Source organism: Williamsia sp. Y721, assembly GCF_059683565.1.
In genome coordinates, this window is record NZ_JCASNH010000005.1 from 60,621 (window position 1) to 84,100 (window position 23,480).

General features: G+C 63.0%; 22 protein-coding genes. 12 read left to right on the plus strand and 10 right to left on the minus strand.

Annotated features, from left to right (window positions below; translation table 11 throughout):
* Position 1: 1 nt before the first annotated feature.
* From AC56PL_RS23850 to AC56PL_RS23865, 4 genes are read right to left on the minus strand one after another with little or no spacing between them, the layout of a single operon-like run.
* Complete coding sequence (locus AC56PL_RS23850; RefSeq protein ID WP_497155357.1) at positions 2-1,027, minus strand: MCE family protein; 1,026 nt, start codon at positions 1,025-1,027, stop codon at positions 2-4.
* Positions 1,024-2,184, minus strand: a complete 1,161-nt coding sequence (locus AC56PL_RS23855) for an MCE family protein (RefSeq protein ID WP_495517605.1) — start codon at positions 2,182-2,184, stop codon at positions 1,024-1,026. Before AC56PL_RS23855 ends, AC56PL_RS23850 begins: the two co-directional genes overlap by 4 nt.
* Before the next feature lie 10 nt (positions 2,185-2,194).
* Positions 2,195-3,040: an ABC transporter permease gene (locus AC56PL_RS23860; protein WP_495517604.1), complete on the minus strand. Its 846-nt coding sequence runs from the start codon at positions 3,038-3,040 to the stop codon at positions 2,195-2,197.
* Positions 3,041-3,050: 10 nt separating this feature from the next.
* A complete protein-coding gene (locus AC56PL_RS23865; RefSeq protein ID WP_482140059.1) occupies positions 3,051-3,860 on the minus strand; it encodes an MlaE family ABC transporter permease in 810 nt (269 codons plus the stop codon).
* Positions 3,861-4,673: 813 nt separating this feature from the next.
* On the opposite strand from AC56PL_RS23865, the gene AC56PL_RS23870 reads away from it, so the two are divergent.
* Positions 4,674-6,044 carry an ABC transporter substrate-binding protein gene (locus AC56PL_RS23870; RefSeq protein WP_495517693.1) on the plus strand — a complete coding sequence of 457 codons (1,371 nt, stop codon included), beginning with the start codon at positions 4,674-4,676 and terminating at the stop codon, positions 6,042-6,044.
* 91 nt (positions 6,045-6,135) lie between these two features.
* On the opposite strand, the gene AC56PL_RS23875 is transcribed toward AC56PL_RS23870, so the two are convergent.
* From AC56PL_RS23875 to AC56PL_RS23890, 4 genes are all read right to left on the minus strand, one after another.
* The gene (locus AC56PL_RS23875; protein ID WP_495517602.1) at positions 6,136-6,789 is read right to left on the minus strand and encodes an NAD(P)H-binding protein; all 654 of its coding nucleotides are present in this window, start codon (positions 6,787-6,789) and stop codon (positions 6,136-6,138) included.
* Between the two features lie 118 nt (positions 6,790-6,907).
* Positions 6,908-7,561 carry a PadR family transcriptional regulator gene (locus AC56PL_RS23880; protein WP_497155358.1) on the minus strand — a complete coding sequence of 218 codons (654 nt, stop codon included), beginning with the start codon at positions 7,559-7,561 and terminating at the stop codon, positions 6,908-6,910.
* A gap of 116 nt (positions 7,562-7,677) precedes the next feature.
* On the minus strand, positions 7,678-9,039 hold the full coding sequence (locus AC56PL_RS23885) for a serine hydrolase domain-containing protein (RefSeq protein ID WP_497155359.1): 1,362 nt from the start codon (positions 9,037-9,039) through the stop codon (positions 7,678-7,680).
* Positions 9,040-9,104: 65 nt separating this feature from the next.
* Positions 9,105-10,805 (minus strand): serine hydrolase, encoded by a 1,701-nt coding sequence (locus AC56PL_RS23890; protein ID WP_497155360.1) that lies wholly within the window; start codon positions 10,803-10,805, stop codon positions 9,105-9,107.
* A gap of 211 nt (positions 10,806-11,016) precedes the next feature.
* On the opposite strand from AC56PL_RS23890, the gene AC56PL_RS23895 reads away from it, so the two are divergent.
* Positions 11,017-12,579: a D-alanyl-D-alanine carboxypeptidase/D-alanyl-D-alanine-endopeptidase gene (locus tag AC56PL_RS23895; protein WP_497155361.1), complete on the plus strand. Its 1,563-nt coding sequence runs from the start codon at positions 11,017-11,019 to the stop codon at positions 12,577-12,579.
* 63 nt (positions 12,580-12,642) lie between these two features.
* Here the strand turns inward: AC56PL_RS23895 and AC56PL_RS23900 are convergent, their stop codons facing one another.
* Positions 12,643-13,374, minus strand: a complete 732-nt coding sequence (locus AC56PL_RS23900) for an enoyl-CoA hydratase (protein WP_495517596.1) — start codon at positions 13,372-13,374, stop codon at positions 12,643-12,645.
* Positions 13,375-13,402: 28 nt separating this feature from the next.
* On the opposite strand from AC56PL_RS23900, the gene AC56PL_RS23905 reads away from it, so the two are divergent.
* The 6 genes from AC56PL_RS23905 (at position 13,403) to AC56PL_RS23930 (ending at position 18,771) form a co-directional block, all read left to right on the plus strand.
* Complete coding sequence (locus AC56PL_RS23905) at positions 13,403-14,521, plus strand: NAD(P)-binding domain-containing protein (protein WP_497155362.1); 1,119 nt, start codon at positions 13,403-13,405, stop codon at positions 14,519-14,521.
* Positions 14,522-14,618: 97 nt separating this feature from the next.
* The gene (locus tag AC56PL_RS23910; protein ID WP_497155363.1) at positions 14,619-15,620 is read left to right on the plus strand and encodes an esterase/lipase family protein; all 1,002 of its coding nucleotides are present in this window, start codon (positions 14,619-14,621) and stop codon (positions 15,618-15,620) included.
* A gap of 112 nt (positions 15,621-15,732) precedes the next feature.
* Positions 15,733-16,011: a helix-turn-helix domain-containing protein gene (locus AC56PL_RS23915; protein ID WP_495517593.1), complete on the plus strand. Its 279-nt coding sequence runs from the start codon at positions 15,733-15,735 to the stop codon at positions 16,009-16,011.
* Entirely contained in the window at positions 16,008-16,652 is a 645-nt protein-coding gene (locus AC56PL_RS23920; protein ID WP_497155364.1) for a hypothetical protein, read from the plus strand. The genes AC56PL_RS23915 and AC56PL_RS23920 overlap by 4 nt, the downstream gene beginning before the upstream one ends.
* A complete protein-coding gene (locus AC56PL_RS23925) occupies positions 16,649-17,545 on the plus strand; it encodes an ATP-binding cassette domain-containing protein (RefSeq protein ID WP_495517591.1) in 897 nt (298 codons plus the stop codon). The genes AC56PL_RS23920 and AC56PL_RS23925 overlap by 4 nt, the downstream gene beginning before the upstream one ends.
* Positions 17,545-18,771 (plus strand): ABC transporter permease, encoded by a 1,227-nt coding sequence (locus tag AC56PL_RS23930; protein WP_497155637.1) that lies wholly within the window; start codon positions 17,545-17,547, stop codon positions 18,769-18,771. The genes AC56PL_RS23925 and AC56PL_RS23930 overlap by 1 nt, the downstream gene beginning before the upstream one ends.
* A 33-nt stretch (positions 18,772-18,804) precedes the next feature.
* Here AC56PL_RS23930 and AC56PL_RS23935 read toward each other — a convergent pair whose 3' ends face one another.
* Positions 18,805-20,310, minus strand: coding sequence for a flavin-containing monooxygenase (locus AC56PL_RS23935; RefSeq protein ID WP_497155365.1), 1,506 nt, complete (start codon positions 20,308-20,310; stop codon positions 18,805-18,807).
* A gap of 110 nt (positions 20,311-20,420) precedes the next feature.
* On the opposite strand from AC56PL_RS23935, the gene AC56PL_RS23940 reads away from it, so the two are divergent.
* The 4 genes from AC56PL_RS23940 (at position 20,421) to AC56PL_RS23955 (ending at position 23,427) form a co-directional block, all read left to right on the plus strand.
* Positions 20,421-20,783, plus strand: coding sequence for a hypothetical protein (locus tag AC56PL_RS23940; RefSeq protein WP_495517589.1), 363 nt, complete (start codon positions 20,421-20,423; stop codon positions 20,781-20,783).
* 108 nt (positions 20,784-20,891) lie between these two features.
* Positions 20,892-21,740, plus strand: a complete 849-nt coding sequence (locus AC56PL_RS23945) for an ATP-binding cassette domain-containing protein (RefSeq protein ID WP_495517691.1) — start codon at positions 20,892-20,894, stop codon at positions 21,738-21,740.
* A gap of 92 nt (positions 21,741-21,832) precedes the next feature.
* Positions 21,833-22,561, plus strand: a complete 729-nt coding sequence (locus AC56PL_RS23950; protein ID WP_495517690.1) for an ABC transporter permease subunit — start codon at positions 21,833-21,835, stop codon at positions 22,559-22,561.
* Positions 22,558-23,427, plus strand: a complete 870-nt coding sequence (locus AC56PL_RS23955) for an ABC transporter permease subunit (protein WP_495517588.1) — start codon at positions 22,558-22,560, stop codon at positions 23,425-23,427. Before AC56PL_RS23950 ends, AC56PL_RS23955 begins: the two co-directional genes overlap by 4 nt.
* Positions 23,428-23,480: the final 53 nt, after the last annotated feature.

Below are 23,480 nucleotides of genomic sequence, written 5' to 3' on the forward strand. Positions count from 1 at the left end.
GTCAGGGCGAGCACCTCCCGGTTGTCTGTTCGATCCAGGGCAGCACCACGACCGCGCCCGAGGAATCGGTCACGCGGACCGTGATCGCACAGATGAAGTACTGGATGAAGTTGCCGTATGTGCCGGTCCGCACCAGCTTTCGGAAGTTCTCCGGCGCCTTCTGCAGTGCCGTATCGAGACGACCTTTGTCGTCGTCGACCAGAGGGGCGAGCCTGGCGAGTTCGTCGACCGATTCGGCCAGCGGTGGCCGCGCCTGCGTGAGCAGGTCGGCCACCGCGGCGGTTCCGGCGTCCAGTGCCGTGATGGCAGAACCGATCGGATCACGGTGCTGCGCCAGTTCAGCCACCAGCTGGTCGAGTCGCTCAACCGTTGCCGAGAACTCGGGACCGTTGCGCGCCAACGTGCCCATCACCGTGTTCAGGTTGTCGATCAGATCCTCGATCACCACTCCGTCCTCGGCCAGTGTCGAGACAAACGAGGAAGTCTTGGCGAACAGTGATCCGACCGTTCCCTCCTGGCCCTGCATGATCTGCAGCAGCGACGACGTCAGACCGTTGACCTCCTGCGGCCGCAGACCATCGATCACCGGCTTCAATCCGCCCAGCAGAACATCGAGGTCGAGTGCAGGCGCCGTCTGCTCCTCGGGAATCTGGCCCCCCGGCGCCAACATCCGGGTCGATCCGGCCCCGTCTGAGAGGTCGAGGTACCGGTCCCCCACCAAATTGAGGTACTTGACCCTGGCGTGTGTGCCCGCGGTCAGATGTACATTCCGATCCGCATTGAAGGTGACCTTCACGTGATGGTCATCCTGCAGGGATACAGCTTCCACGGTCCCCACCCGCACCCCTGCCACCCGAACGGTGTCCCCGGGCCCTAGTTCTGAAACATCCTCGAAGCGTGCCGAATAGCTGTGGGTGGAGCCGGTCCGAAAGTCACCGAAGACCACCACCAGAAATGCCGACAACACGATCATCACAATTGCGAAGATCCCGAACTTCACCGCCTGCGGGCTCCGGAGGACACTCATCTCGCCCTGCCGTCCATGATCGGACCAAACAGTGCCCGCTGCAGGCTCTCCACGTTGACCTCGAGGCCACGTCGGTCGGCCGCAAAGGGATTCGCCCCGACGTCGGCGACCACAAACGGGGGCTTTTCCTGATAGCCGACCGGCAGCACCTGACACTGTGGTCCGCCCGACGCCGCGATTTTGGGCAAATTGTTCGGGTACCTGTACGGCTCGGTGCCCCACAGAAAGTTCGCAGAAAGTCCGAGCCCGGGAACGTCGACCGGCGATGAATCGGCCAGGTAGGCCATGCCGTCCAGCGAGCAGGTCAGGGACTCGTTGTATTCGTTGGTCAGTGCCAGGGTCGGAACGAGGACCGCCGATATCGAATCGAGCAGCGGGCCGTTGGTGCGCAACACCCGGTCCCCCACGTCCGCCAGCCCGATCACGCTGGCCAAGAACGCATCCAGGTTCTGTTGCTCCTCGACGATCGACTGACTCAGGCCGGTCGCATTGTCGACGGTGGTGACCAGAGCGGGCGCGGCATCAGCATAGGTCTCGAGGACCTCCGGAGCCATCTCGAGGTCGCGCTCGAGCGCCGGCAGCCCCGGTTCAACCGCGGCGAGGAACGTATCGAAGTCCACCAGCATCTGGCCGACCTGATCGCCACGTCCACTCAGGGCCGTGGAGATCGCACCCAGGGTCTCGTTCAGCTTGTCAGGTTCGATCTGGGACAGAACGGATGTCAGCTGTTCGAAGACAGTGTTGAGTTCCACTGTGACCCTGCGGGAATCGAGCACTTGGCCGGCGTACATCGGTTTCGATGATGGATTCTCCGGGGGCAGGAACTCGACGAACTTCGCCCCGAACACCGTCGATGACGCGATCTCGACACCAACGTTGTCCGGGATATCCTGCAGCTGGGACGGATTCATCGCGAGTTCGATCGAGGCCTGACCGTCGGGCAATGAATCGATCGAACTGACCCGGCCGACCGTGACGCCCCGCATCTGAACCTTCGCGTCCGGATACATGACCAGACCCGCACGTGGCGACAGGACAGTGACGCGGACGGTATCGGTGAAGCCACCCCGGAACATGGTCACGGCGACAATCAGGACCGCGACAACCAGGAGTATCGATCCCAGACCGACCAATGGTCGAAGTACATTAGGCGACATACTGTTTCGCCTATCCCGACAGGTTGAAGTTGCCGTTGGAACCGTAGACGGCCAACGAGACCAGCAAGGTAACCGAGACAACCGCGATCAGCGACATCCGCACCGCATTGCCGACCGCCACACCCACTCCGGCCGGACCCCCACTGGCAAAGAAGCCGAAGTAGGTGTGGATCAACATGATCATCAAGGCCATCAGGAATGCCTGCAGGAACGACCACAGGAGATCGATCGGGTTCAGAAAGGTCGAAAAGTAGTGCTGATACAGCCCTGAGGATTGGCCGAGGATCACCACGGTGGTGAACCAGCAGGCAACAAACGACGCCGTCAGCGCGATCGCGTACAGCGGCGCCAGCACGATCATCCCCGCGATGATCCGGGTACCGACCACGTACTTCATCGGGTCGATGCCCATGGACTCCAGGGCGTCGATCTCCTCGTTGATCCGCATCGCACCCAATTGTGCTGTGGCACCGGCACCGAAGGTGGCGGCGAGCCCGATTCCGACCACCACCGGCGCAGCGATGCGCACGTTGATGAATGCCGACAGGAAGCCGGTCAACGCCTCGATCCCGATGTCACCCAGCGAGCTATAGCCCTGGACGGCCAGCGTGCTGCCGGTGGCAAGTGTCAGGAACCCGACTATCACGACGGTCCCACCGATCACCGCGAGGTTGCCTGCCCCCATGCTGGTCTCGGCGATCAACCGGAGCGTCTCTCGTTTGTATTGCCACGCCGCGCGCGGAGACCCGATCAGCGCCTTCGCATAGAAGATCGTGTGATCTCCGATTCCGCCGAGCGTCTTCACCGGCCGGTTCAGTTCCCGGACCGTCCGGCCGTGCAACGTGCTCGGTGTCATGCCATCCCCCTCATCCGGCGGTCAGCTGGACGCCGACCGCGGTGACCACGACGTTGACCACGAACAACGCCATGAACGCGTACACAACCGTTTCGTTGACCGCATTGCCCACCGACTTCGCGCCACCAGAGACGGTGAGCCCCCGATAGCACGCCACCAGACCTGCGATGAGGCCGAACAGAAGCGCTTTGATCGACGAGATGACCACCTCGTTGATCCCGGTGAGCAATGTGATCCCGGAGGCGAAGGCACCTGGATTGACATTCTGGACAAACACGGAGAAGACATAGCCCCCGACCACCCCGATGATGCAGACAAGACTGTTGAGCAGCAGCGCAACCAGTCCCGACGCGACCATCCGCGGCGTCACCAGTCGCTGCACCGGATTGATCCCGAGGACTTCCATGGCGTCGATCTCTTCACGGATGGTCCGCGATCCGAGGTCCGCGCACATGGCGGTGGCCCCGGAGCCCGCCACGATCAGAACGGTGACCATCGGGCCGACCTGCGTGATCGCACCGAAGGCCGCGCCGGCACCGCTCAAATCGGCGGCGCCGAGTTCACGAAGAAGAATGTTGAGGGTGAAGCTGACCAGAACCGTGAACGGAATCGCGACAAGCAGTGTGGGAACCAGCGATATGCGCGCCACGAACCAGGACTGTTCGAGCGTCTCCTTACCCTGAAAGGGTCTGCGGAACAGGAACTTCACCGCATCCGCCGACATCATGAACAGGCCACCGACCGATTCGAACGGGCCGGACAGTTTGGGGCCGCGATATCCCCCGGACCGGCCGGTGCTACTGCGTTGCCATCCGGCCATCAGAATGCCTCACCATCGCCGACAGCCTCTGCATGCCAACCAATTCCCCACCCGATCGACATCCTTGGTGATTGCATCCGCTCACCTCGCTGTGCAAGAAACCTGATTCGGCCGCCACATCACCTCATGCTCGATGACATTGCCTGCCAGCCGATTTGGCAAAACCCGTAAGGCCACCCCCGCCCGGGCTGCGGGCCGTAACCCATCACACAAGTACGGTCGAGCGTTCGGCCACACAATTACTGTTGCAGCCCAGTCGATTTCGACCAGCAGTCAGCACTGACCACCAGAGGTATCAACCACCCCTTTCGCGTCCTGAAGACACTCATACCGGCGGGCGCAGCGAGGACGTGACACCCTCGACATCTGCCTGCGAGGCTGAACTTACACGCATAAGTAGACGGTGTGAGCAAAACCGGAGAGATTTCTCGAAACACCGGGGAGCCGCTCGCGCCCGTATCCGCCTGCCCCGTCCCCCGAATTGCCGATATCGGACCTCAATACGTGGATTACGCAGTGTCCCAACAAGAATGCAGCCGAATTCTGAATCCGGCATCAGTCGACAGCGGTCCGATATATGCTCCGCACATCTGCAAGAGCCCAACTCCCGCGTAGGAGAACAGCCCTGCTGGGCCGGTCCTTCCCCTGGAGTCGGCGACGTCCATCGGCGAGATCGGGAGTACCGGCGAACGTCACCCGAGAACGCGGCTCCCGCAGTACGGGTCATCTGGACCTGGCCACAACCAGACACCCGAGCCTCCCCAATCACATCGGGTGTCCGTCGGAGGAGGATGTCAGTTGAGAACACATCGCATGCTGGTCGTCGCGATGGCGGCCGTGCTGATGGTTGCCGGATGCAGTGATCGCGGCGGAGATGATGGTGAAGACGACGGTGGCGGCGGGGGTGGAACCGGATCGGCCGATACGGTTTCATCTACGTTCGGCGACCTGACAGACGTATGCCAATCCGGCTCGGCCGCAGGCTCACCCACGCAAGGAGTCACTGACACCGAGATCCAGGTCGGAGTCTTCACCGACCTGGGATTCACCCAGAACCCCGAGTTCGTCAACGCGGCGAAGGTCTTCACCTCCTGGTGTAACGCTCAGGGCGGCATCAATGGACGCAAGATCGTGGCCAACACACGTGACGCCAAGTTCATGGAGGCGCGCCAGCAGATGGTGACCGCCTGCAGCGAGGATTTCGTACTCGTCGGTGGCGGTAGCGGCCTGGACGGCCTCGGCGTCAAGGAACGTTTGAACTGCCTACTGCCGAGCTTCCCAGCCCAGGTTGCGCAGCTCACCTCTGCCGGTTCCGACCTCGAGATCAGTGCCGATCCCAGCCTCACCCAGGGATACGACCCGTATTACGGATTCCGGAGCTGGCTGATCAACGACGCCTACCCGGAATCGAAATCCGCGATCGGCTTCGTCAATGGCGACTCCCCCGTCACGAAGGTCCTCGGCGAACAGGCCGTCGAAGCCGTGGAGGCCGCGGGTGGCACATTTGTCTACAACGACCTGTACCCGGCGATGGGCGTGTCCGATTGGACGCCCTACGCACAGACGATCAAGAGCAAGGGCGTCAAGGGCCTGCTGTTCTATGGCGACTTCCGGCAGCTCGCGAAACTCGAAACCGTCTTGACCGGAATGGATTACAAACTCGACTGGATCGACACCAACAACAACGCCTATGGCCCGGAGTTCATCGAACTCGCCGGAACGTCGATTGATTTCCAGAACAACTATCTCGATCTCGGCGGCAACCTGCCGCTCAACAGCGACGAGCCGGCAATGCAGGATCTGCTGGCGCTCTACGACGAGTACGCGCCGGACGCCAACCTGACGTTGCCGTCCATCCGTGCGATGTCATCGTGGTTGCTGTTCGCCAAATCCGCGGCAAGTTGTGGCGACGACCTGACCCGGACCTGTGTGTACAACACGGCGAAGCAAGAGACCGCGTGGACCGGGGGTGGCCTGCACACGGCCCGGAATTTGGCGCAGCCCGTGCCACCGACGCCCTGCTTCAACGTTGCCGAAGCCGAACCCGATGGTTGGATAGCCCCCGATTTCGGAGCAGACCAGGGTCCATACCGCTGCAATATCCCGGTACACAAATACACCGGTGACTACCCGCAGCCGATGACGTTGGCAGATGTCGGGAAGAGCATGGACGACGTGCAGTAGCCCAGCCGAAAGATCTCCCCGGCACAAGAATCGGGGGTTGCGGTGGATCCGCAACCCCCGATTCTGACCGGTTTGGCTTGATTCGAGTCGGTCAGACGCCCTTGACCGCGTCCGCGATCGGGGTCTCACCGTTGACGAACTCGATGGTGGTACCGACACTCGACGGCGTTTCGAGGACGGCGGCAAGTACGGCTGCCACGTCGTCACGGCTCACTTCAGAGGCGTCTGCGCCACGTTCCTTGGTCGCGATACGTCCGGTACCGGGCTCGTCGGTGAGCGCACCGGGACCCACAATCGTCCACAGCAGCGTGGTGCCCCGGAGATACTGATCAGCCGCCGCCTTGGCCTCGGCGTAGGCGTAGAACGAATTGTCTTCGGGAACACCATGATCCGGGCCCGCGCCAAAGTACGACACCATGACGAATCGGGGTACGTCGACCTTCAGCGCGGCGTCGATACTTCGGATCGCAGCGTCCCGGTCGACGGCGTACGTGCGCTCCGGACTTCCACCACCGGCGCCTGCGGAGAACACCACGGCATCGTGGCCCTTGATGACCTCACCGATCTCATCGGTCGACAGGTTCTCGATGTCGGCGATCACCGGTATCGCACCGGTCGCCCTGATGTCGTCGGATTGGTCGGGGTTACGGATCAACGCGCTGACCTGGTGGCCTTCGCCGGCCAGCAGTTTCGCCAGCTTGCGCGCAATCTTGCCGTGACCTCCGATAATGGCGATCTTTGACATGTGAATCCCTCCGTCGTCGTTGACTCGCACTCTGTTGGGCACTTTGTAGTGCAACAAGGCCGACCCCGTCGGCATTCCAGTCATCCGCGCCGTGCGGGGGCGTTCAACGACCGCGACACTAGTCGCCGGCACCGTCCTGCGAGTAGTCGCGAATGATCTCTTCCAGAACTTCGCGGATGCGATCGGCATGCGTGGTGACGGGACTGGTGGTGTCGGGCCAGGTCTCGATCTCGGCCAGCATCCAATCGACCCAGGAGATGATGTGGGTGAAGTGGCCGACCATGTACTTGGCAGCGAACGCCAGCAGATGCTGACGGCTGGGAAACGATCCTGCGCCGGGAACGATGAGCAGCTTCGCGTTGCCGACGAAGATCTGCCGTTTCATCTCGGCCTGTGTACGGACGGTGCGAAGGGTGTTCCGCAAGTCGTCGATGGTGCCCTGCTCCGCCACGCACACCCGCAGCAGACCTTCGAATTCCATCGACGGAGCGCGGGTTTCAGTCGACATCCACTCAGCGAGGGCGGCGCGGCCTTCCGGGGTGATCGAGTACACGGTCCGGCTGCGCTGCGAGCCGGTGGATTCGGTGCGGGCTGCCACCAGACCACGCGCGACAAGCTTCTTGGGGGCGTTGTACCGCTGCCGATCGGCCCGCGGAACGATCTCCGACATGCCTCGGCCGATTTGTTCGGCCACTTCGTAGGCCGACCAGTCCCGAGGCGCCAGTATGCCGAGGATGGCATACGACATCGTGTTGAGGTCGCCTTGTGGCACAGCAACCCTCCCGGACTGGCAAATTAATAAAAGCAGCCGTTAGCGTAGCAACAGGAATATGAGGTGCCCGATCGCACCGTCGGGCACCTCATATCACCTGTTCAACCAGCGCGAACCTACCCGCCGCTGGTGTCGTCGGCCGTATCGTCGATGTCGTCGTCGGTGTCCGCGCCCGGCTTGGCATAGATGAACGGGACGAGTTCCCCGGCCACGCGCGCGGCGGCGGCCTGGCCGTCGATGGTCGGCGCGAGATTCGCCCACACCACCATGGTCACGTCGTTGACCGGGTCGTAGCCCATGAACGAGTTGTACCCCGGCATCTCACCGATGTGCCCGTACATGGGGCCCATTTGAGCGATTCCGTATCCGTACCCGGCCCCTTCCGGCTTATCCGGGTCACTGGGCTGCACACTGTCCATCCGAAGCTTCTGCGTCGCCTCGTCGAGCAGTTCGCCGTCGCCCATGGCCTTCACCCAGATGGCCAGGTCATTGGCGGTCGCGATGCCCTGTCCGGCCGACCAGGTCCACGACGGGTTGTCGTTGGTGGTCACCCGTGGCTTCACCGTCCCGGCCTCGATGGCCGCGATCCGCTCCGGCGACAGGGACTCTTTGCCTTCGCCGAGCGTCTCGATATTGCCGCTGTAGGAGTAGCCGCTGGAATAGGGCGCGGGGATTGCGGTGTCGGTGTTGGCGGGGAACGAGCTACCCGTCATTGCGAGCTTGCTGAAGAACCGATCCTGGAAGATCTGGGCGATCGGCTTGCCGTCGAGCTCTTCGGCGATGAGTCCGAGCAACACCGTGTTGGTGTTGGAGTAGTGATATCCGTCGCCCGGCGGGAAATAGGGGGGATTGGCGAACGCCAGCGCCAGCAATTGCTCTGGTGTCCACACCTTTTCGGGTTCGTTGTCGAGCGCTTGATTGAGTTCGACTGTCTCGGTGTAGTTGTACAGCCCGCTGCGCATGTTCAGCAGCTGACCGATGGTGATGTTGTCGCCGTTGGGGACATCGGGACGGTACTTGCTGACCGGGTCGTCGACGGAAATCTTGCCTTCCTGGACCAGCTGCATGATCGCGGTACCGGTCCAGGTCTTCGTGTTCGAGCCGATGCGTACCTTCGTGTCCAGGGTTGGCGCATCGGTCGAGTCACTGGCGGTTGTGCCGAACGACTTGACGTACTCACCGTCCGGCGTACGGATCAGCACCATCATGCCGATCTCGCGGTACTCCGTGGCGAGTTCGTCGATCGCTTTGTCCATGGCCGCGGTGTCGAACGGCACGAGTGCGCTGTTCGATGATCCGCTCGAGCTCGTGGATGTTCCCGTACTCGCCGCAGTGCTCGACGAGGACGAACTGTCCGAATCGTCCGAGCATGCGGTGGCGACCAGCGCCGCCGACAGCAGCACGGCCAGTGCCGCCGGCTTGGCGCGGCTCGGTCGACGCCGTCGTGTGGCCCGCGGACCTGCTTCTAGTGGGGACATAATCCTTCTCCTCGAGTGGTGATCTCACCGGACCTCGCTGCGGTGGTTTCCACAGCGTGGGGAACTCATTGTGGCGCTCGCGTGAAGGTGCCGAGGTCGTCTTTGTCGAGATACTCGATGGTCAACGAACTGGCCGGTCCGGCGACGGTGAACTCGGCACCCGTTGGGCCCGCGGCGTTTTCGCCTTCCGGCTCGAACCAGTAGGTGTCGCCGACGTAGTGGGTGAGCGGGTAGCTCTGTTGCAGATCTTTGCCGATCCGCAGGACCAGGTTGTTGCCCTGCGCGACCACCTCGGCAGGGCCGTAGAACGGGCTGGTGTACATCCCGGTGTAGTCGCTCGCCGGGCGGGCCGGCGCGGCATCGGCCGGTGGGGTGGCGTAGTCGACGTCTGAGCGCCCGGAGGCGATGACCATCTTGAACTGCTCGGCTACAAAGGGCGGCCAATCCACCGTCAGCTTGCCGTTGCTCACGTAGTCGAGGAACTGAGCCGTCAATGTCTCCGACACCCCGACCGGCGCCGTGTTGGCGAGTACGACGATCCCGAGTTGCTCACTGGGCAGCATCTTGACGTCGGTGCTGGCGCCGAGCGCAAAGGCGCCGGCGTGCCCGATCTGCACTCGACCGTGGTCGTCGGTGCTGACGTTGAACCCGATGCCGTAGAAGCTGTCTCGCGCACCAGGGGCGGTGGAGGGGTGGGAGAAAGAATGAGCCTGGTGGGTGAACTGCAACTCTTCAGGATCGACGATCTGCTGCCCGTTGAACATGCCGTCCGCAAGTTCCATCTGAACCCACTTGGCCATGTCATCGACCGACGACATGGCGCCACCGGCCGGCGCCTGCTCCGCGGGATTGCTGACGTACTTCGCCTCCCAGGTCTTGGCGTCGGGGTCGATGAGCTGATGGTTGAACGCGCGGTTGGGGGAGTTCAGCCACTCGTCGTACCGGGAGGTCGTGTTCTCCATCCCAAGTGGTTCGTAGATCTTCTGCTCCGACAGGTCCGCCCACGTCATGCCCTCGGCGTTGGCCGCAGCGTTCCCGGCGATCGAGAATCCGTAGTTGGTGTAGTCGTAGTGGTCGCGGAAGCGGTACAGCGGAACCTGGTTGAGTCGGCTGATCGTCTCGGGATACGTGTAGCCGAGGTCCTCGAGCAGGTCGCCGGCGTGGTCGGGCAGGCCCGATCGGTGCGACATCAGATCGGTGTACGTTGCGTTGGCGGTGACATACGGATCGGCCACGGCGAAGCCCGGCTCATGGGTTATCACCGGGTCGTCCCAAGCGATCTTCCCGTCGCCGACGACGGTCGCCACGACACTCGACGCCAGGGGCTTCGACACCGACGCCAGCTGGAACATGGTGCTCGTGTCGACCTTGCCTGGTTCACCGACCTTCCGGACGCCAAACCCCTTGGCGTACAGCACTTCGCCCTTGTAGACGACTGCCACGGCCACACCCGGAGCGCCGGTATCGGCCATGATGTTCTCGACGTAACCGTCGAGCCGGCCGATCGCCGCGTCGACGTCGGCCCGGTCGAGCTGGGCGTCCGGCACACTCGGTGGGACCTCGGCCATCGAGCTGGTGGACGAATCATTCGACGATGAACTGCATCCTGCCAGCGCGAGTACGACCACTGTGCCGAAAGCTATTGCCGTGCAGGCATATATCCGGGCACGTTGACGTCGATGCGACGGTGGGTTGGGTGTGGTTCGGGTGACCATGTTGCTCCATCCGGCGGCTCCGGCGTCACGGACGGCGCGCGGACTACTCATCCAGCGAGGGCTGTCCTGGGCACGCCGGTGCACCGACAGTACCTCAGTTTGGTGCAAAGTGCAGTATGCAATTTGCACCAAATGGAGTAGGTTGCGCTGAGATGGAACGTTCGCTGAGCGTGCTGCGCGGCGTCGACCCGACACGGAAAGTTGGTGCCTCATGCCAGGACGACGTCGCCGAACGCGCACAGCTCGAACGTTTCTGGCGATCGTGACTGCCGCCGGCATGCTGCTGGCAGCCGCCTGCTCCGGCGACTCGTCGGGCACGTCCGCGCCGAACAGAACCCAGGGCCAGGCGATACCGGCCGACGCCACCGCGATCATGGAAACCGATCCGTACACCGCGGCGCGGTGGTCATATCTGGTGATCGACCCCGAGACCGACGAGGTCATCTACAGCAATCAAGCCGACACCTTCATGTTCCTTGCGTCGCAGACCAAACACTTCACAGTCGGAACGGTTTTCAACGACCTCGGTGTCGACCGCACCATCACGACCCCCGTCTACGCGACGGCGGCACCGGTGGGCGGCACCCTGACCGGTGACCTGGTACTCGTCGGATCCGGCGACCTGGCACTCGGCGGGCGCAATGCCGACCAGGATCAATTCGACTTCGCCACAGAGGGAATCGATCACGTCTACGCCGACGCACTCCCCGGTGCGGTCCTGGCGCCGGGCAATCCGCTCGCCGGACTCGATGCGATGGCGCAGCAGGTTGCCGCATCAGGAGTCACGCGCATCGACGGCGACGTGCTGATCGATCCGCGCCTCTGGGAAACCTACGACACCGTCGAAGGCAAGGTGCCGTCGATCTTTGTCAACGACAACCTCGTCGATATCCAGGCACAGCCCGGCGAACCCGGGCAGCCTGCCACGATCGAGATGCTTCCGGGCAATGGCCTGTTCACCGTCGACGCACAGGTGACCACCGGCGCCGCCGACAGCGACTCCACCCTGAAGGTCGCCGCGGATGAGGTCGATCCGACGTTGCTCCGGGTGACCGGATCGGTTCCGGCGGGCAAGACCTCGCTGACCGTCTACCGCATCACCGACGCGTCGAGCTGGGCGCGCCAGCTGTTCATAGAGGCGTTGCAGCGCAACGGTATTACGATTGACACAACGTCGAAGGTCAACAATGCGGCTGTCCTTCCGCCGCAGGGCAGTTATCAGGACGACCTGCGGCTTGCGACGCTCGACTCGGCCCCGCTCGGCGAAGCGGGCGGCATGATCCTGGCAACGAGTTACAACACCGGGGCCAATACCTTTGTCTGCCTGCTGGCCGTCGAGGCGGGCTCCGACAAGTGCGCGGACGGATTGCCTGCGATCCGCGATCTGGCGACCGACGCCGGTGTCCCCGCATCAGACTTCGTGATCATGGACGGGCAGGGCGGTGACCCGTCGTCCGCGACCCCCGCCGCCGTCGCCACCTGGTTGAAGTGGGTGAACGGTCAATCCTGGGCGGATACATTCTGGAGTGGGCAACCCATCCTGGGTGAGCGCGGGTCGCTGTCCGGGGTCGGTGTGGACAGCCCGGCCAAAGGAAAGGTGATCGGCAAGACGTCCACCTCTGCCGATGTCGAACCGGGCACCGAACGTCTGGTGATCACCACGCAAGGCCTGTCCGGCTACCTTGACGTCGGTGATGGCCGCCGGCTGCTCTTCGTGACCGCTGTGAGCAACGCCGTCTTCCCCGACCTACCGCGCGGGGTGTTCCAGGTCGGCGACGACGTCGGTATGGTGGCGGCAGCTTTTCAACAGGCGCAAGAGAATTGAGTGTGCTGTTGCAGCGCCGGGTCGCCGTGCACCGGGGGCGATCTCACCGAACCGGTGCAGTGCTCAGCTGCCGGTGAAGATGGGCGGGCGTTTCTCGGAGCGGGCCGCCCGACCTTCGGCCATGTCGTTGCTCTGCCACGCAAGCACCATTGCGGCGACGTGCTCTGCGGGGGGTTCGTCGCGCGCGCCATCGTCGCCCAGGACCAACTTGTAGTGCCGCAGCGTCAGCGGAGCAAGGGTCGCGATCATCGCAGCCCACCGCTGGGCCTCCCCGAGATCACCGATCCGGTTGGCGAACCCGACCACGTGCGCCCTCTCGGCACTCATCGATTCGCAGCCGAGCAGGATCCCCGCCGCATCTCCGGCACCGGCCAGGGAGACAAGACGCTTGATCGTCCATTCATCCACCGTGACACCGATTTTCGCCGCCGGAATGGCACAGAAGGACGACGGAGACATGACCCGTAGGTCGGCGGCGAGCGCCAACTGCAAACCGGCCCCGAGCGCAGGGCCGTTGAGGGCTGCGATCACCGGCATCGGAATGTCCTCGATCAATCGCAACGTCGCCAGCAATTTGTCGAGGAATGACTGCTCGTAGACAGGACCCGAGAGATCGGCCCCAGCGCAGAAAACACTGCCGGCCCCGGTCAGAATCACGGCTCGCGCACCAGAATCGGCAGCGTCGCCCAATGCATCCGCCAACGCCTCGACCATTTCGTGGTTCAACGCATTCCGCTGCTGCTCGCGCTGCAATTCGATGGTCAGCACGTCGCCGTCTCGGCTGGTCCCAATCATCAGGTCAGCGTACCGCTACTGTTCGATTGTGAACGCGAACCCTTTCGGCGATTCCACCGAGACCGATGTCCTGGTCATCGGCGGCGGACAGGCGGGGCTGTCCGCCGGCTATTACCTGGGCAAGTTCGGCCTGCGGTCTCGGACGCTGATGGTCGATCACTCGCCCGGCCCCGGCGGAGCATGGCAATTTCGCTGGCCGACATTGACTTTGGCCGGCGCCAACGGCGTTCACGACCTGCCCGGGTTGGGCCTGCCAGAGGCTTTGGGCATGGAGTGCGATCAGTGGCCTGCCGCCACCGCGGTGCGGGACTACTTCGCTCACTACGAGCAGAAGTTCGACCTCGACGTACATCGGCCGGTCGACGTCCGATCGGTGACACATCACGGCGAGGAATTCCAGGTCGCCACCGCCGACGGACACGAGATCTCCGCACGCACCATCATCAATGCCACCGGCACCTGGGACCGCCCGTTCGTTCCCTACGTCGCAGGCATCGAGACCTTCACCGGCACCCAGCTGCACACACACGATTACCGAAGCCCCACCGACTTCGCAGGCAAGCGGGTTCTCGTGGTCGGAGCCGGTATATCCGCAGTTCAGCTCCTCATCGAGATCGCCGGCAACGCCGAGGGAGTCCAGACGTTCTGGTGCAGCCGCACCGAACCGAAGTTCACTGATGCACCGTTCTCCCCCGACCTCGGACGCGCTGCGGTGGCACGGGTCGAGGAACGGGTCCGAGCAGGGTTGCCCCCGGGGTCGGTGGTGTCGGTGACCGGACTACCGGTGACCGATTCGATCCGGGCCGCACAGGCAGACGGGATCCTGGATTGGCGGCCGATGTTCACCCGCATCACGCCCGGCGGAGTCTGCTGGGACTGCGCGAACGAAGGCGAGCCGCTGCAGCATCTGGACGTCGACATCATCCTCTGGTGCACCGGTTTTCGCAGTGCACTCGATCATCTGGCACCCCTGCGGTTACGGGCGCCCGGGGGTGGGATCGTCATGACGGGGCGTCTGGCCACAGTGGTCGAGGCATTGCCACAGCTACAGCTACTCGGTTACGGACCCTCTGCATCGACGATCGGCGCCAACCGGGCCGGACGCGAAGCAGCGCGGGTGGTGCAAGAACTTCTCACGACCCGATGAGCGTCGCCGGCACCGGGTTCTGCTGCACAGACCCGAACAGAGTGCTGCAATTGGCATTGAAACAAAGCTGGAGCAACAAGATGCCGGATGGTGACACATGCACATGTTTCGTCTCACGCTGGTTGCTGCTGCTGTCCTCGCCGTCGGTGTCGCCTCGCCCACCCTCGCCAATGCTGAACCCGACGGCGCCGCGACCACCTCGACCTCGCAGGTCCCGCGCCTGACCGGCCCGGCGCAGGTCACCCATGCAGACGCCTCGCGGTACGTTCGCCAGAATCCCGGTTCGGTCCCAGCGGGAGTGAACGACTTCACCTGCGTTCCTTCGAAGGAGCATCCGCGCCCGGTGGTGTTGCTGCACGGCACCGACTCGACCGCATATTCCGATTACGCCGCCATCGGCCCGCGACTGGTCGTTGCCGGCTACTGCGTGTTCGCGCTCAACTACGGCGGGCAACCCGGTACGGCCAACTTCGGAACCGAGGACATCACGGCGAGCTCCACACAGGTCGCGGTATTTGTCGACGACGTCTTGTCCGCCACCGGATCCGCCGACGTCGACATCGTCGGGTACTCGCAGGGCGCCACAGTCGGCCGATATTTCATCAACAAGCTCGGCGGGGCTCAGGTAGTCGGTCGGTGGGTGGGTCTGGCGTCACCTTCCTACGGGAGTTCGCTGTACGGTCTCGTTCCCCTGGCCGCACTGATCCCTGGTGCGATGGAGGTCGCTGCCAAGATCCCTCCAAGAGAGTTGGTGTCCACGGCGTTGTGGCAGCAGGCCCAGGGTTCGCCGTTCCTCAACGATCTGAACTCTCCCGCTGACACTGTGCCCGGAGTCGAATACACCACGATCGCATCGCGAGTCGATGAGGTCATCCAACCGGCGACCAATGTGGCGCTTCGGGACCGGGCCGCGACCAACGTCATCGTGCAGGATCTGTGCCCCGCCGATCAGAGCGGTCACTTCCGGATGCCCTACGACGAGTTCACCATCGCCCTCGTGTTGGCCGCCCTCGATCCAGCGGCTGGGTTCACCGACCAATGCGTCCCGGTGGCACTGGGTGACGGAATCCCGAACATGATCATCGCCGAGAATTCCTGAGGTCCTCCAGCTGACCTGTTCGGCCATCGATTTGCGAGTATCACCAACTGTTCCAGCAACGAATTAGTGCGATTCTTTGACATATTGTTGTGTTTTCACAACACTGTCACAGGTGAGCCCCGTGAAAAAGGCAGGACATCTGCCGATCCACAATCGCATCGGCGTACTGCGCGCCGAGCGGCGGATGTCTCGGGCACAGCTCGCTGAACTGGTGGGGGTCAACGTTCAATCCATCGGATCACTCGAACGGGGCGACAACTACCCGAGCCTCGATCTGGCATTTCGGATCTGCGATGTCTTCCACCTTCCGGTGGAGGCGGTCTTCAGCAGGCACGAGTTCGGCGCCATGTCAGAACAGCTGTACCGCAACGACTATGGAGGGGCACGATGAACCATCCGAACTCCCCGATCCCGGAATCGGCGAAGCCCGGCTGGTGGCGTGGTTACGAGTCGTGGCAGGCCAGGAGTCATGAGAAGTTCCTGCGCCGCTGGGGAACCCGCTTTCCCCGCCTGCGCAATCGTCGCTCCGCCAGACGATTGGTCGTCACGCTGGTCATCACCTGGATACTCGTCTTCGCGTGCAGCATCGCCGCCTTTTTCACCAGTTGGTTCGGGCTTCCGTACATAGTGCTGATCTGCCTTGTCTTCCTGCCGGTCCTGTACATCTTGCGAGCGATCACCCTGAACGTCAGCGATGCACCTGCAGGAGCGCTCGACGAAATCCAGCTGGCCACCCGCAACGCGGCGCGTTCGCTCGCATACACGGCGCTCTGGGTGACCATGTTCATCCCCTACCTGGTGCTGATCGTGGTCTCCTTCGGCGACAGCGTCAGTGGCCAGGTGGTCTACGGCGCAGGCACCTTGCTGATCGTCCTGCTGGTGGCTGGCACCTGCCTGCCCACGTGCTTGCTCGCCTGGTGGCTCAACGATCCCGACCCGGAGGACTACGCCGTCTACGACCTGCCCGACGACATGCAAGCACACCTATCCGAAACCCGGAATGTCACCACCACAGAAGGATTGGATACATGACAGACCCGTTGATCGTCGACAGATTGACCAAGCGATACGGATCCCTCGTCGCCCTGGACAACATGAGCTTTTCCGTCGCCCCCGGCGAGATCTTCGGCTTCGTCGGATCCAACGGTGCCGGCAAGTCGACCACGATGCGCATCATCCTCGGTGTCCTGTCCGCGGACTCGGGGCGCGTCCTGCTCGGCGACTCCCCCATCGACCTCGACACCCGCCGCCGTATCGGATACATGCCCGAAGAGCGAGGTCTCTACCCGAAAATGAAGGTGGGCAAACAGCTTTCCTTCTTCGCCCAGCTGCACGGGCTCTCTCGCCGCGAGGCCGACAGCCAGGTCGAACGTTGGGTCGAGCGACTGGGTATCGCCGAGCGCATCAACGATGACGTCAACAACCTGAGTCTGGGCAACCAGCAGCGCGTGCAATTGGCTGCGGCGCTGGTCCACGACCCAGACGTGCTCGTTCTCGACGAACCCTTCTCGGGACTCGACCCGGTCGCCGTCGACGTGATGAGTGAGGTTCTCGAAGAAAAGGCGGCGCAGGGTGTTCCGGTCATCTTCTCGAGCCACCAGCTCGATCTCGTGCAACGACTCTGCGACCGGGTCGGCATCATCACCAAAGGCACGATGCGCGCACTGGGGACCGTGAACGAACTGCGTTCCACCGGCGACATCCGGCTCGATGTTGTTGCGCCGCAAGCACCTCCCGGGTGGGCCGACCGGATCCCGGGTGTTCAGAGCAGCAACCACAACGGCACCACAACCACTGTCACGATGACGCCTGAGGGCGACGAGCAGGCAGTGCTCGCGACCGCGTTGAGCACCGGCCCGGTGACACACTTCGCCATCTCCAAACCCGACCTGACCGAACTGTTCCGTGAGGTGGTAAGCGCGTGATCACCGATAGTCCTTTCAAAATCGACAATTCAACGTCAACGAACACTCAGCGACTCGGCGCCTGGCGCGCGATCCGGCTTGTCGCCGGCCGTGAGATCACCACGCGCGCCGCAACCAAATCGTTTGTCATCACCAACGTTCTGCTGCTCGTGGTGATCGTGGCCGGCATCATCGTGCTGTCGATGTTCACCGGCAACAGCAAACCCACGAAGGTGGGTCTGGTCGGCGACGACCCACAGATCTCACAGACCATCGTTGCGATCGGAGACGCCTCCGGCGAGAAGATCGAGATCGTTCCGATCGGCAACCCTGACGACGCCCGGCAGCAGGCCGAAGACGGTGACGTGAAGGTCGCGCTGGTCCCTGGTTCGGGGAACAACTACGAGGCCATCACCAAAGACGATCTCGACGGAACCCTCGAAGGCGTCCTACGGACCGCCGTCAGCCAAGACGGGCTGAGTAAGGCTCTGGCACAGCAGGATGTCGACCTCTCCACCATCAGTGCCGACTCATCCCTGACGATCACCGAGACCAAACCGGCCAAACCCGATGAGGGACAACGTATCGCCGTAGCACTGACCGGCATGTCACTACTGATGTTCGCAGTGCTGCAGGGCGGCGGCATGGTCGCAGGCGGAGTCGTCGAGGAAAAGACATCACGGGTCGTCGAGATCCTCCTGGCCACGATCAAGCCCCTACATCTGCTGTGGGGCAAGATCATCGGCATCGGGGCGATGGCGTTTGCGCAGGTGATCGTCCTCGGCGGAGCCGCGTTGATCACCGCTCTGGCAACGGGACTGCTCGACGTGCCCTCAGCTGCCGGGTCCATGTTTGTCGCGGTGCTCGTCTGGTTTGTCCTCGGATTCCTGTTCTTCGCCACGCTGTACGCCGCCACCGGTGCGGTGGTCTCGCGGCAGGAAGAACTCGGGTCGAGTTCGGCACCTCTGACGATTCTCGCGATGGCGGTCATCTACGCGGCGATCTTCGGCATCAATGCCCTCGACAGCACACTCATGCAGACCCTGGCCTGGATCCCACCCTTCTCGGCGTCCATCATGCCGATCCGCATTGCCACCGGGGATGCGTCGATGTTCCAGATCATCGGTAGCGCGGTGTTGATGATCCTCGCCTGCGCGCTGGCCACCTGGTTCGCGGCCCGGATCTACCAGCGCAACGTCTTGCGCACCGGTGCGCGGGTCAAGTGGATCGAAGCGATCAAAGGCTGATCCCGACCCGAAAGCGGGGGGTTCTGGTTGGCGTCACCTGGGTGAATGCTCGCCGGAACCCACCACTTTCGGGGGTCGGCGGATGAAGTAGTCACCCTCGTCCGGAGCAGTGAGCATCCGTGTCAATGTGGCGCGGTCGAAGGGCCACAGATCGATGGTCTCGTTGTCCGTGAAGTACCAGGAATTGCATCCGGTGTTCCAGACCGTGGGGCCCATCGCGTCCGCGACCTCCCTGTTGAACCGATCGGTGGCCGGCTCCGTGACTTCCACCGCGGTGATCTTGTTGTCCCTGAACTGCTCCAGCCATCGAACGATGTAACGAGCGGTGAGTTCGGCCGTGTACTGCAGGGATATCGAGCCCGTGGGTGAGTTGGGGCCGAGCACGGTGAACAGATTGGGAAACCCCGGTATGGCGGTCATCCGGTACGCACGCGGGCCGTCGGCCCACGCTTCGTCCAAGGTGATGCCATCGCGGCCCTCGATGCGCATGGGCCGCATATAGTTGTGCGCCTTGAATCCCGTGGCGAGAACGATCACGTCCACATCGTGGTGGGTCCCGGATTCCATGAGGATTCCATCCGGCGTGATCTCGGCGATGGCGCCCGAGGCCAATTCCGTGTTGGCGGCGGCGATCGCCCTGTAGTAGCTGCCCGACAGGACCTGCCGTTTGCAGAGTGGTTGATAATCCGGGGTCAGGTCCTCGCGTAGCGGCCGGTTGCGTACCTGCGCTCGCAGCGACCACCGAGCATAGGCCTGAACCAATCGGCGTCGCCACGACGGTTTGGTGACGATATCGGCCAGAATCCCTGAAGCCCAGAGCAATTGACGATGGACGGAATCGTGCAACCTGGGGTATTTCGCCAGGACTGTCCCCAACGCCGCCGGCTGCGGCAACCGCATCGGCGCCCACAGGATCCACTGGGGTGAGCGGACGAAGTGGATCAGCCGGGCAGCAGAAGGCTGCAGGGCGGACACGATCTGCACGCCAGTGGATCCGGTACCGATCACCGCTATCGACTTGCCTGCGGTGACGAGGTCGTCATCCCACCGGGCAGTATGTACGGTCGTACCCGAAAAAGACTGCAGCCCAGTAATATCCGGAATCGCGGGATGATGCAGGACCCCGGTGGCACAGATGACGAAGTCGGCGATCTCTGTCGCGCCATCGCCGGTCGTGACGTGCCACCGTCCCCCGGACGCGTCGTAGCGGGCACTGACCACCTCGGTGCTCAACCGCAGGTACTTGTCCAGCCCGAAACGGTCGACGACGTCGCGGTGATAGCGCTGGATCTCGTCCCCATCGGCCCATATCTGTGACCAGTCCGGATTGGGGGCGAACGAAAACTGGTAGATCTGCGACGGCACGTCGCAGGTCAGCCCCGGGTAGCGATTCCAATGCCAGACACCACCGACGTCAGTGCCCTTCTCCAGGATCGTGAAATTGGCGAACCCGGCCTTTTGCAGGGTGTAGGCGGTCGCGATCCCTGCGACCCCGGCACCGATGATCACCACGCGGGGGTCTCGCCTCGGGGCCGTCATGGGCGTGTCTCCGCGTCGGCCAGGGCATGCCGCACGGCGACGGCCGCGCTGGCGTCGTCGACCGGCTGCGTTCTGTTCCTGGTCCCCATCAGTTCCCCCAATGTACGAACGTGGTGAACTCTGCCGCACACCACTTCGAGTACCGAAGGTACGTCTACTCGAACTTTCAGGACAAGCGTCACCTCTGCCGCGCGGTTCTCGATGCCATCCATCATGAGAAACTCGGAGAGATCGCGGTCATCGCCGTATTGAGGTCATTTCTTTCCGGTATCGGAATCGGCGATACCGGCCTCGAACACCTCCCGGTCCCGCCGGCCAGCATCGCGAACCTCTTGCTCAGCACCGGAATCGGACTCGGTATTCAGCGCGCTGTCGACCCTTCGGTGTCCGCGGAACCCGCTTCCGAAGCCATCCGCGGTGTGTTCTCCATCTTGACGAGCCTGGCTCCGATCCTCGAATCAGAACAGAAGTGACACGCGTTTCTCGAAGGCGCTGAACGAGGTACGAGCGCAGTAACGCCGACGTAATCCAGAAGAAACCATCGCCGCCTAACGTCCCCGAATATGAGCCCTGCCGACTCCATGGGAGCAACACAGACGGACGTACAACCCGCCGTCGCCGCCACCAAAAGCCGCCCCTTGGGCACCGGAATCGACATTTCGGGGCTGACCAAAGAGTTCAAGTCCAGTGGCCTACGCGGCGGGTCTTCGGTGACCGCCCTTCACGATGTGGACCTGCAAACCTCCGAGGGCGCGTTCCTCTCGTTGCTGGGCCCGTCGGGTTGCGGCAAGTCGACGGTTCTGCGAATCCTTGCCGGGCTCGAGGAGTCCACCGCAGGCACTGCCCTGATGAACGGACTCTCGCCCAAAGAGCTCCAATCCCAGCACGAACTCGGTATCGCATTTCAGGATTCGGCGCTGCTGCCGTGGCGCAGCGTGGAAGCGAACATCAAACTCCCCTTGCAGGTCGCAGGAATGCCTGTCGACAAAGGAGCCATCAACGACCTCATCGAACTCGTCGGCCTCAAGGGCTTCGAGAAGGCGAAACCGGCCACGCTGTCCGGCGGCATGCGTCAGCGTGTGTCGATCGCCCGCGCGCTGGTCGTGAAACCGACCGCATTGCTCCTCGACGAACCGTTCGGCGCGCTCGATGACATGACCCGGCAACGGCTCAACATCGAACTCCTCCGCATCTGGACCGAGAAGCCGGCAACCACGCTGATGGTGACCCACGGGATCGGCGAAGCGGTCTTTCTCTCCGACGTGGTGGCCGTGATGAGTCCACGTCCGGGCACCATCCTCGAAACCGTCACGATCGACCTGCCACGTCCGCGGGTTCCGGACATGATGCGAACACCCGAGTTCCATGCCCTGCATGATCACCTCAGTGGTCTCCTGTTCGGCAGCAAGGGATCGGCGGGGGTGGCGTGAGCACCCTGACCGCGCAAAACCGTTCCGCGGGGGCACAGTTCGCCGACCGCGCGCAGCTTGCCGGAAAACGTTGGGGTGCAGGTGTGATCGGCATGGTTGCGGTGCTGATCATCTGGTCGATGGCCGGGCACTTCGAGTGGTTCAAAGGCACCATCCCCACTCCCTGGGCGGTGATCGAAAAGATCAACGACAAGGGTTTGGACTATTACGTCAACAACTTCGGCCCGACCATAGAGCTGTCGCTACGAGGCTTCATGTGGGGCAATGTGCTGGCCATCGGTCTGGCTTTGCTGGTGGTGGTCATTCCGCTGATCGAGGGTGTGTCAACCCAATTGGCGATCATCAGCTACTGCACACCGATCATCGCGGTGGCACCCATCGTCCAGGTGGCGTTTGCCGAGGTGCAGACGATGATCGTCTTCCTTGCCGCCATCTCGGTGTTCTTCACGACGATGATCGGCACGTTGTCCGGACTGCGATCACCACATCAGGCCAGTCTCGATCTGGTCAAGGTGTACGGCGGCGGCTCCATCGCCCAGCTCGTCCGGGTCCGGATCGTCTCCGCGCTTCCATCGACTTTTGCCGCATTGAAGATCGCCGCTCCCGCCGCCGTACTCGGCGCCGTGCTCGGCGAGTTCCTGGCCATGCCCGAAAAGGGTGCAGGCCCATCGCTGATCATCTCCCAGCAGGCCGGTGACATACCTGCGGTATGGGCGATCGCACTGCTCACCGGTGCGGTGGCCGGCATCGGCTACGCAATCGTCGCCGTCATCTCGGTATACGTCACCCGCTACAGCACCGGAATGGCAGGGACCAAATGACCGCCACCACAACAGCTCCCCCGTCGGCACCGGTCCCCGCCGACGCCGCGGCACGGGCGAACTCGGGCAACGCCAAGGCGATCACGTGGGAGATCGGGAAGTTCATCGGCTCGCTGGTGATCTCGTTCATCCTGATCCTGGTGATCTGGTGGCTGTTCTTGCTGGCCTTCCCCGACATCGGGCCGATCATCGGCAAAACTCCCGTCGATGTCTTCCACTACCTGTTCACCGAACCGACCTCGGCGACCGACCGCGCCGAGATCATGGACAACCTTCAGATCACGTTGAAAGACGCGGGAATCGGCTTCGTCTGCGGCATGAGCGCGGCGATCGTCGCGGCCGCCCTGTTCGTGATGTTCCGGCCCGTCGCCCAGACATTCATGCCCATCGCCATGCTCTTGCGTTCGGTACCCCTGGTGGCGATGACCCCGCTGATCACACTGGTGGTCGGGCGCGGAGTGGCAGTGGTGGCGGTGATGGGCGGCATCGTTGTCTTCTTCCCCGCGCTGGTGATGATCATGACCGGCCTGGCCAACGCACCGCGCCAGATCAACGACGTGATCATCGCTTATGGCGGAACACGTTTGACCGCGATGCGGATGGCGTCGCTGCCCTCGGCGGTACCGGCACTGTTCGCCGCCGCGAAGGTCTCGGTGCCCGGCGCCATGATCGGCGCCACCGTTGCCGAGTGGCTGGGCACCAACAAGGGCCTGGGCGCGACGCTGCAGCAAGCGCTACCCGCGGCGGCCTACAACGAGCTATGGGCATCGGTTCTGGTCATCACCGTCGCGTCGATTGTGCTGTACGCGCTGGTCGGTGTCGCCGAAAAACTCGTCCTGGCGCAGATGGGCACCAAGACAACCTGACATCAGTTCGGGCAAAGCTCTTTTGTAACAATCTAATTCGCACCGGAAATACG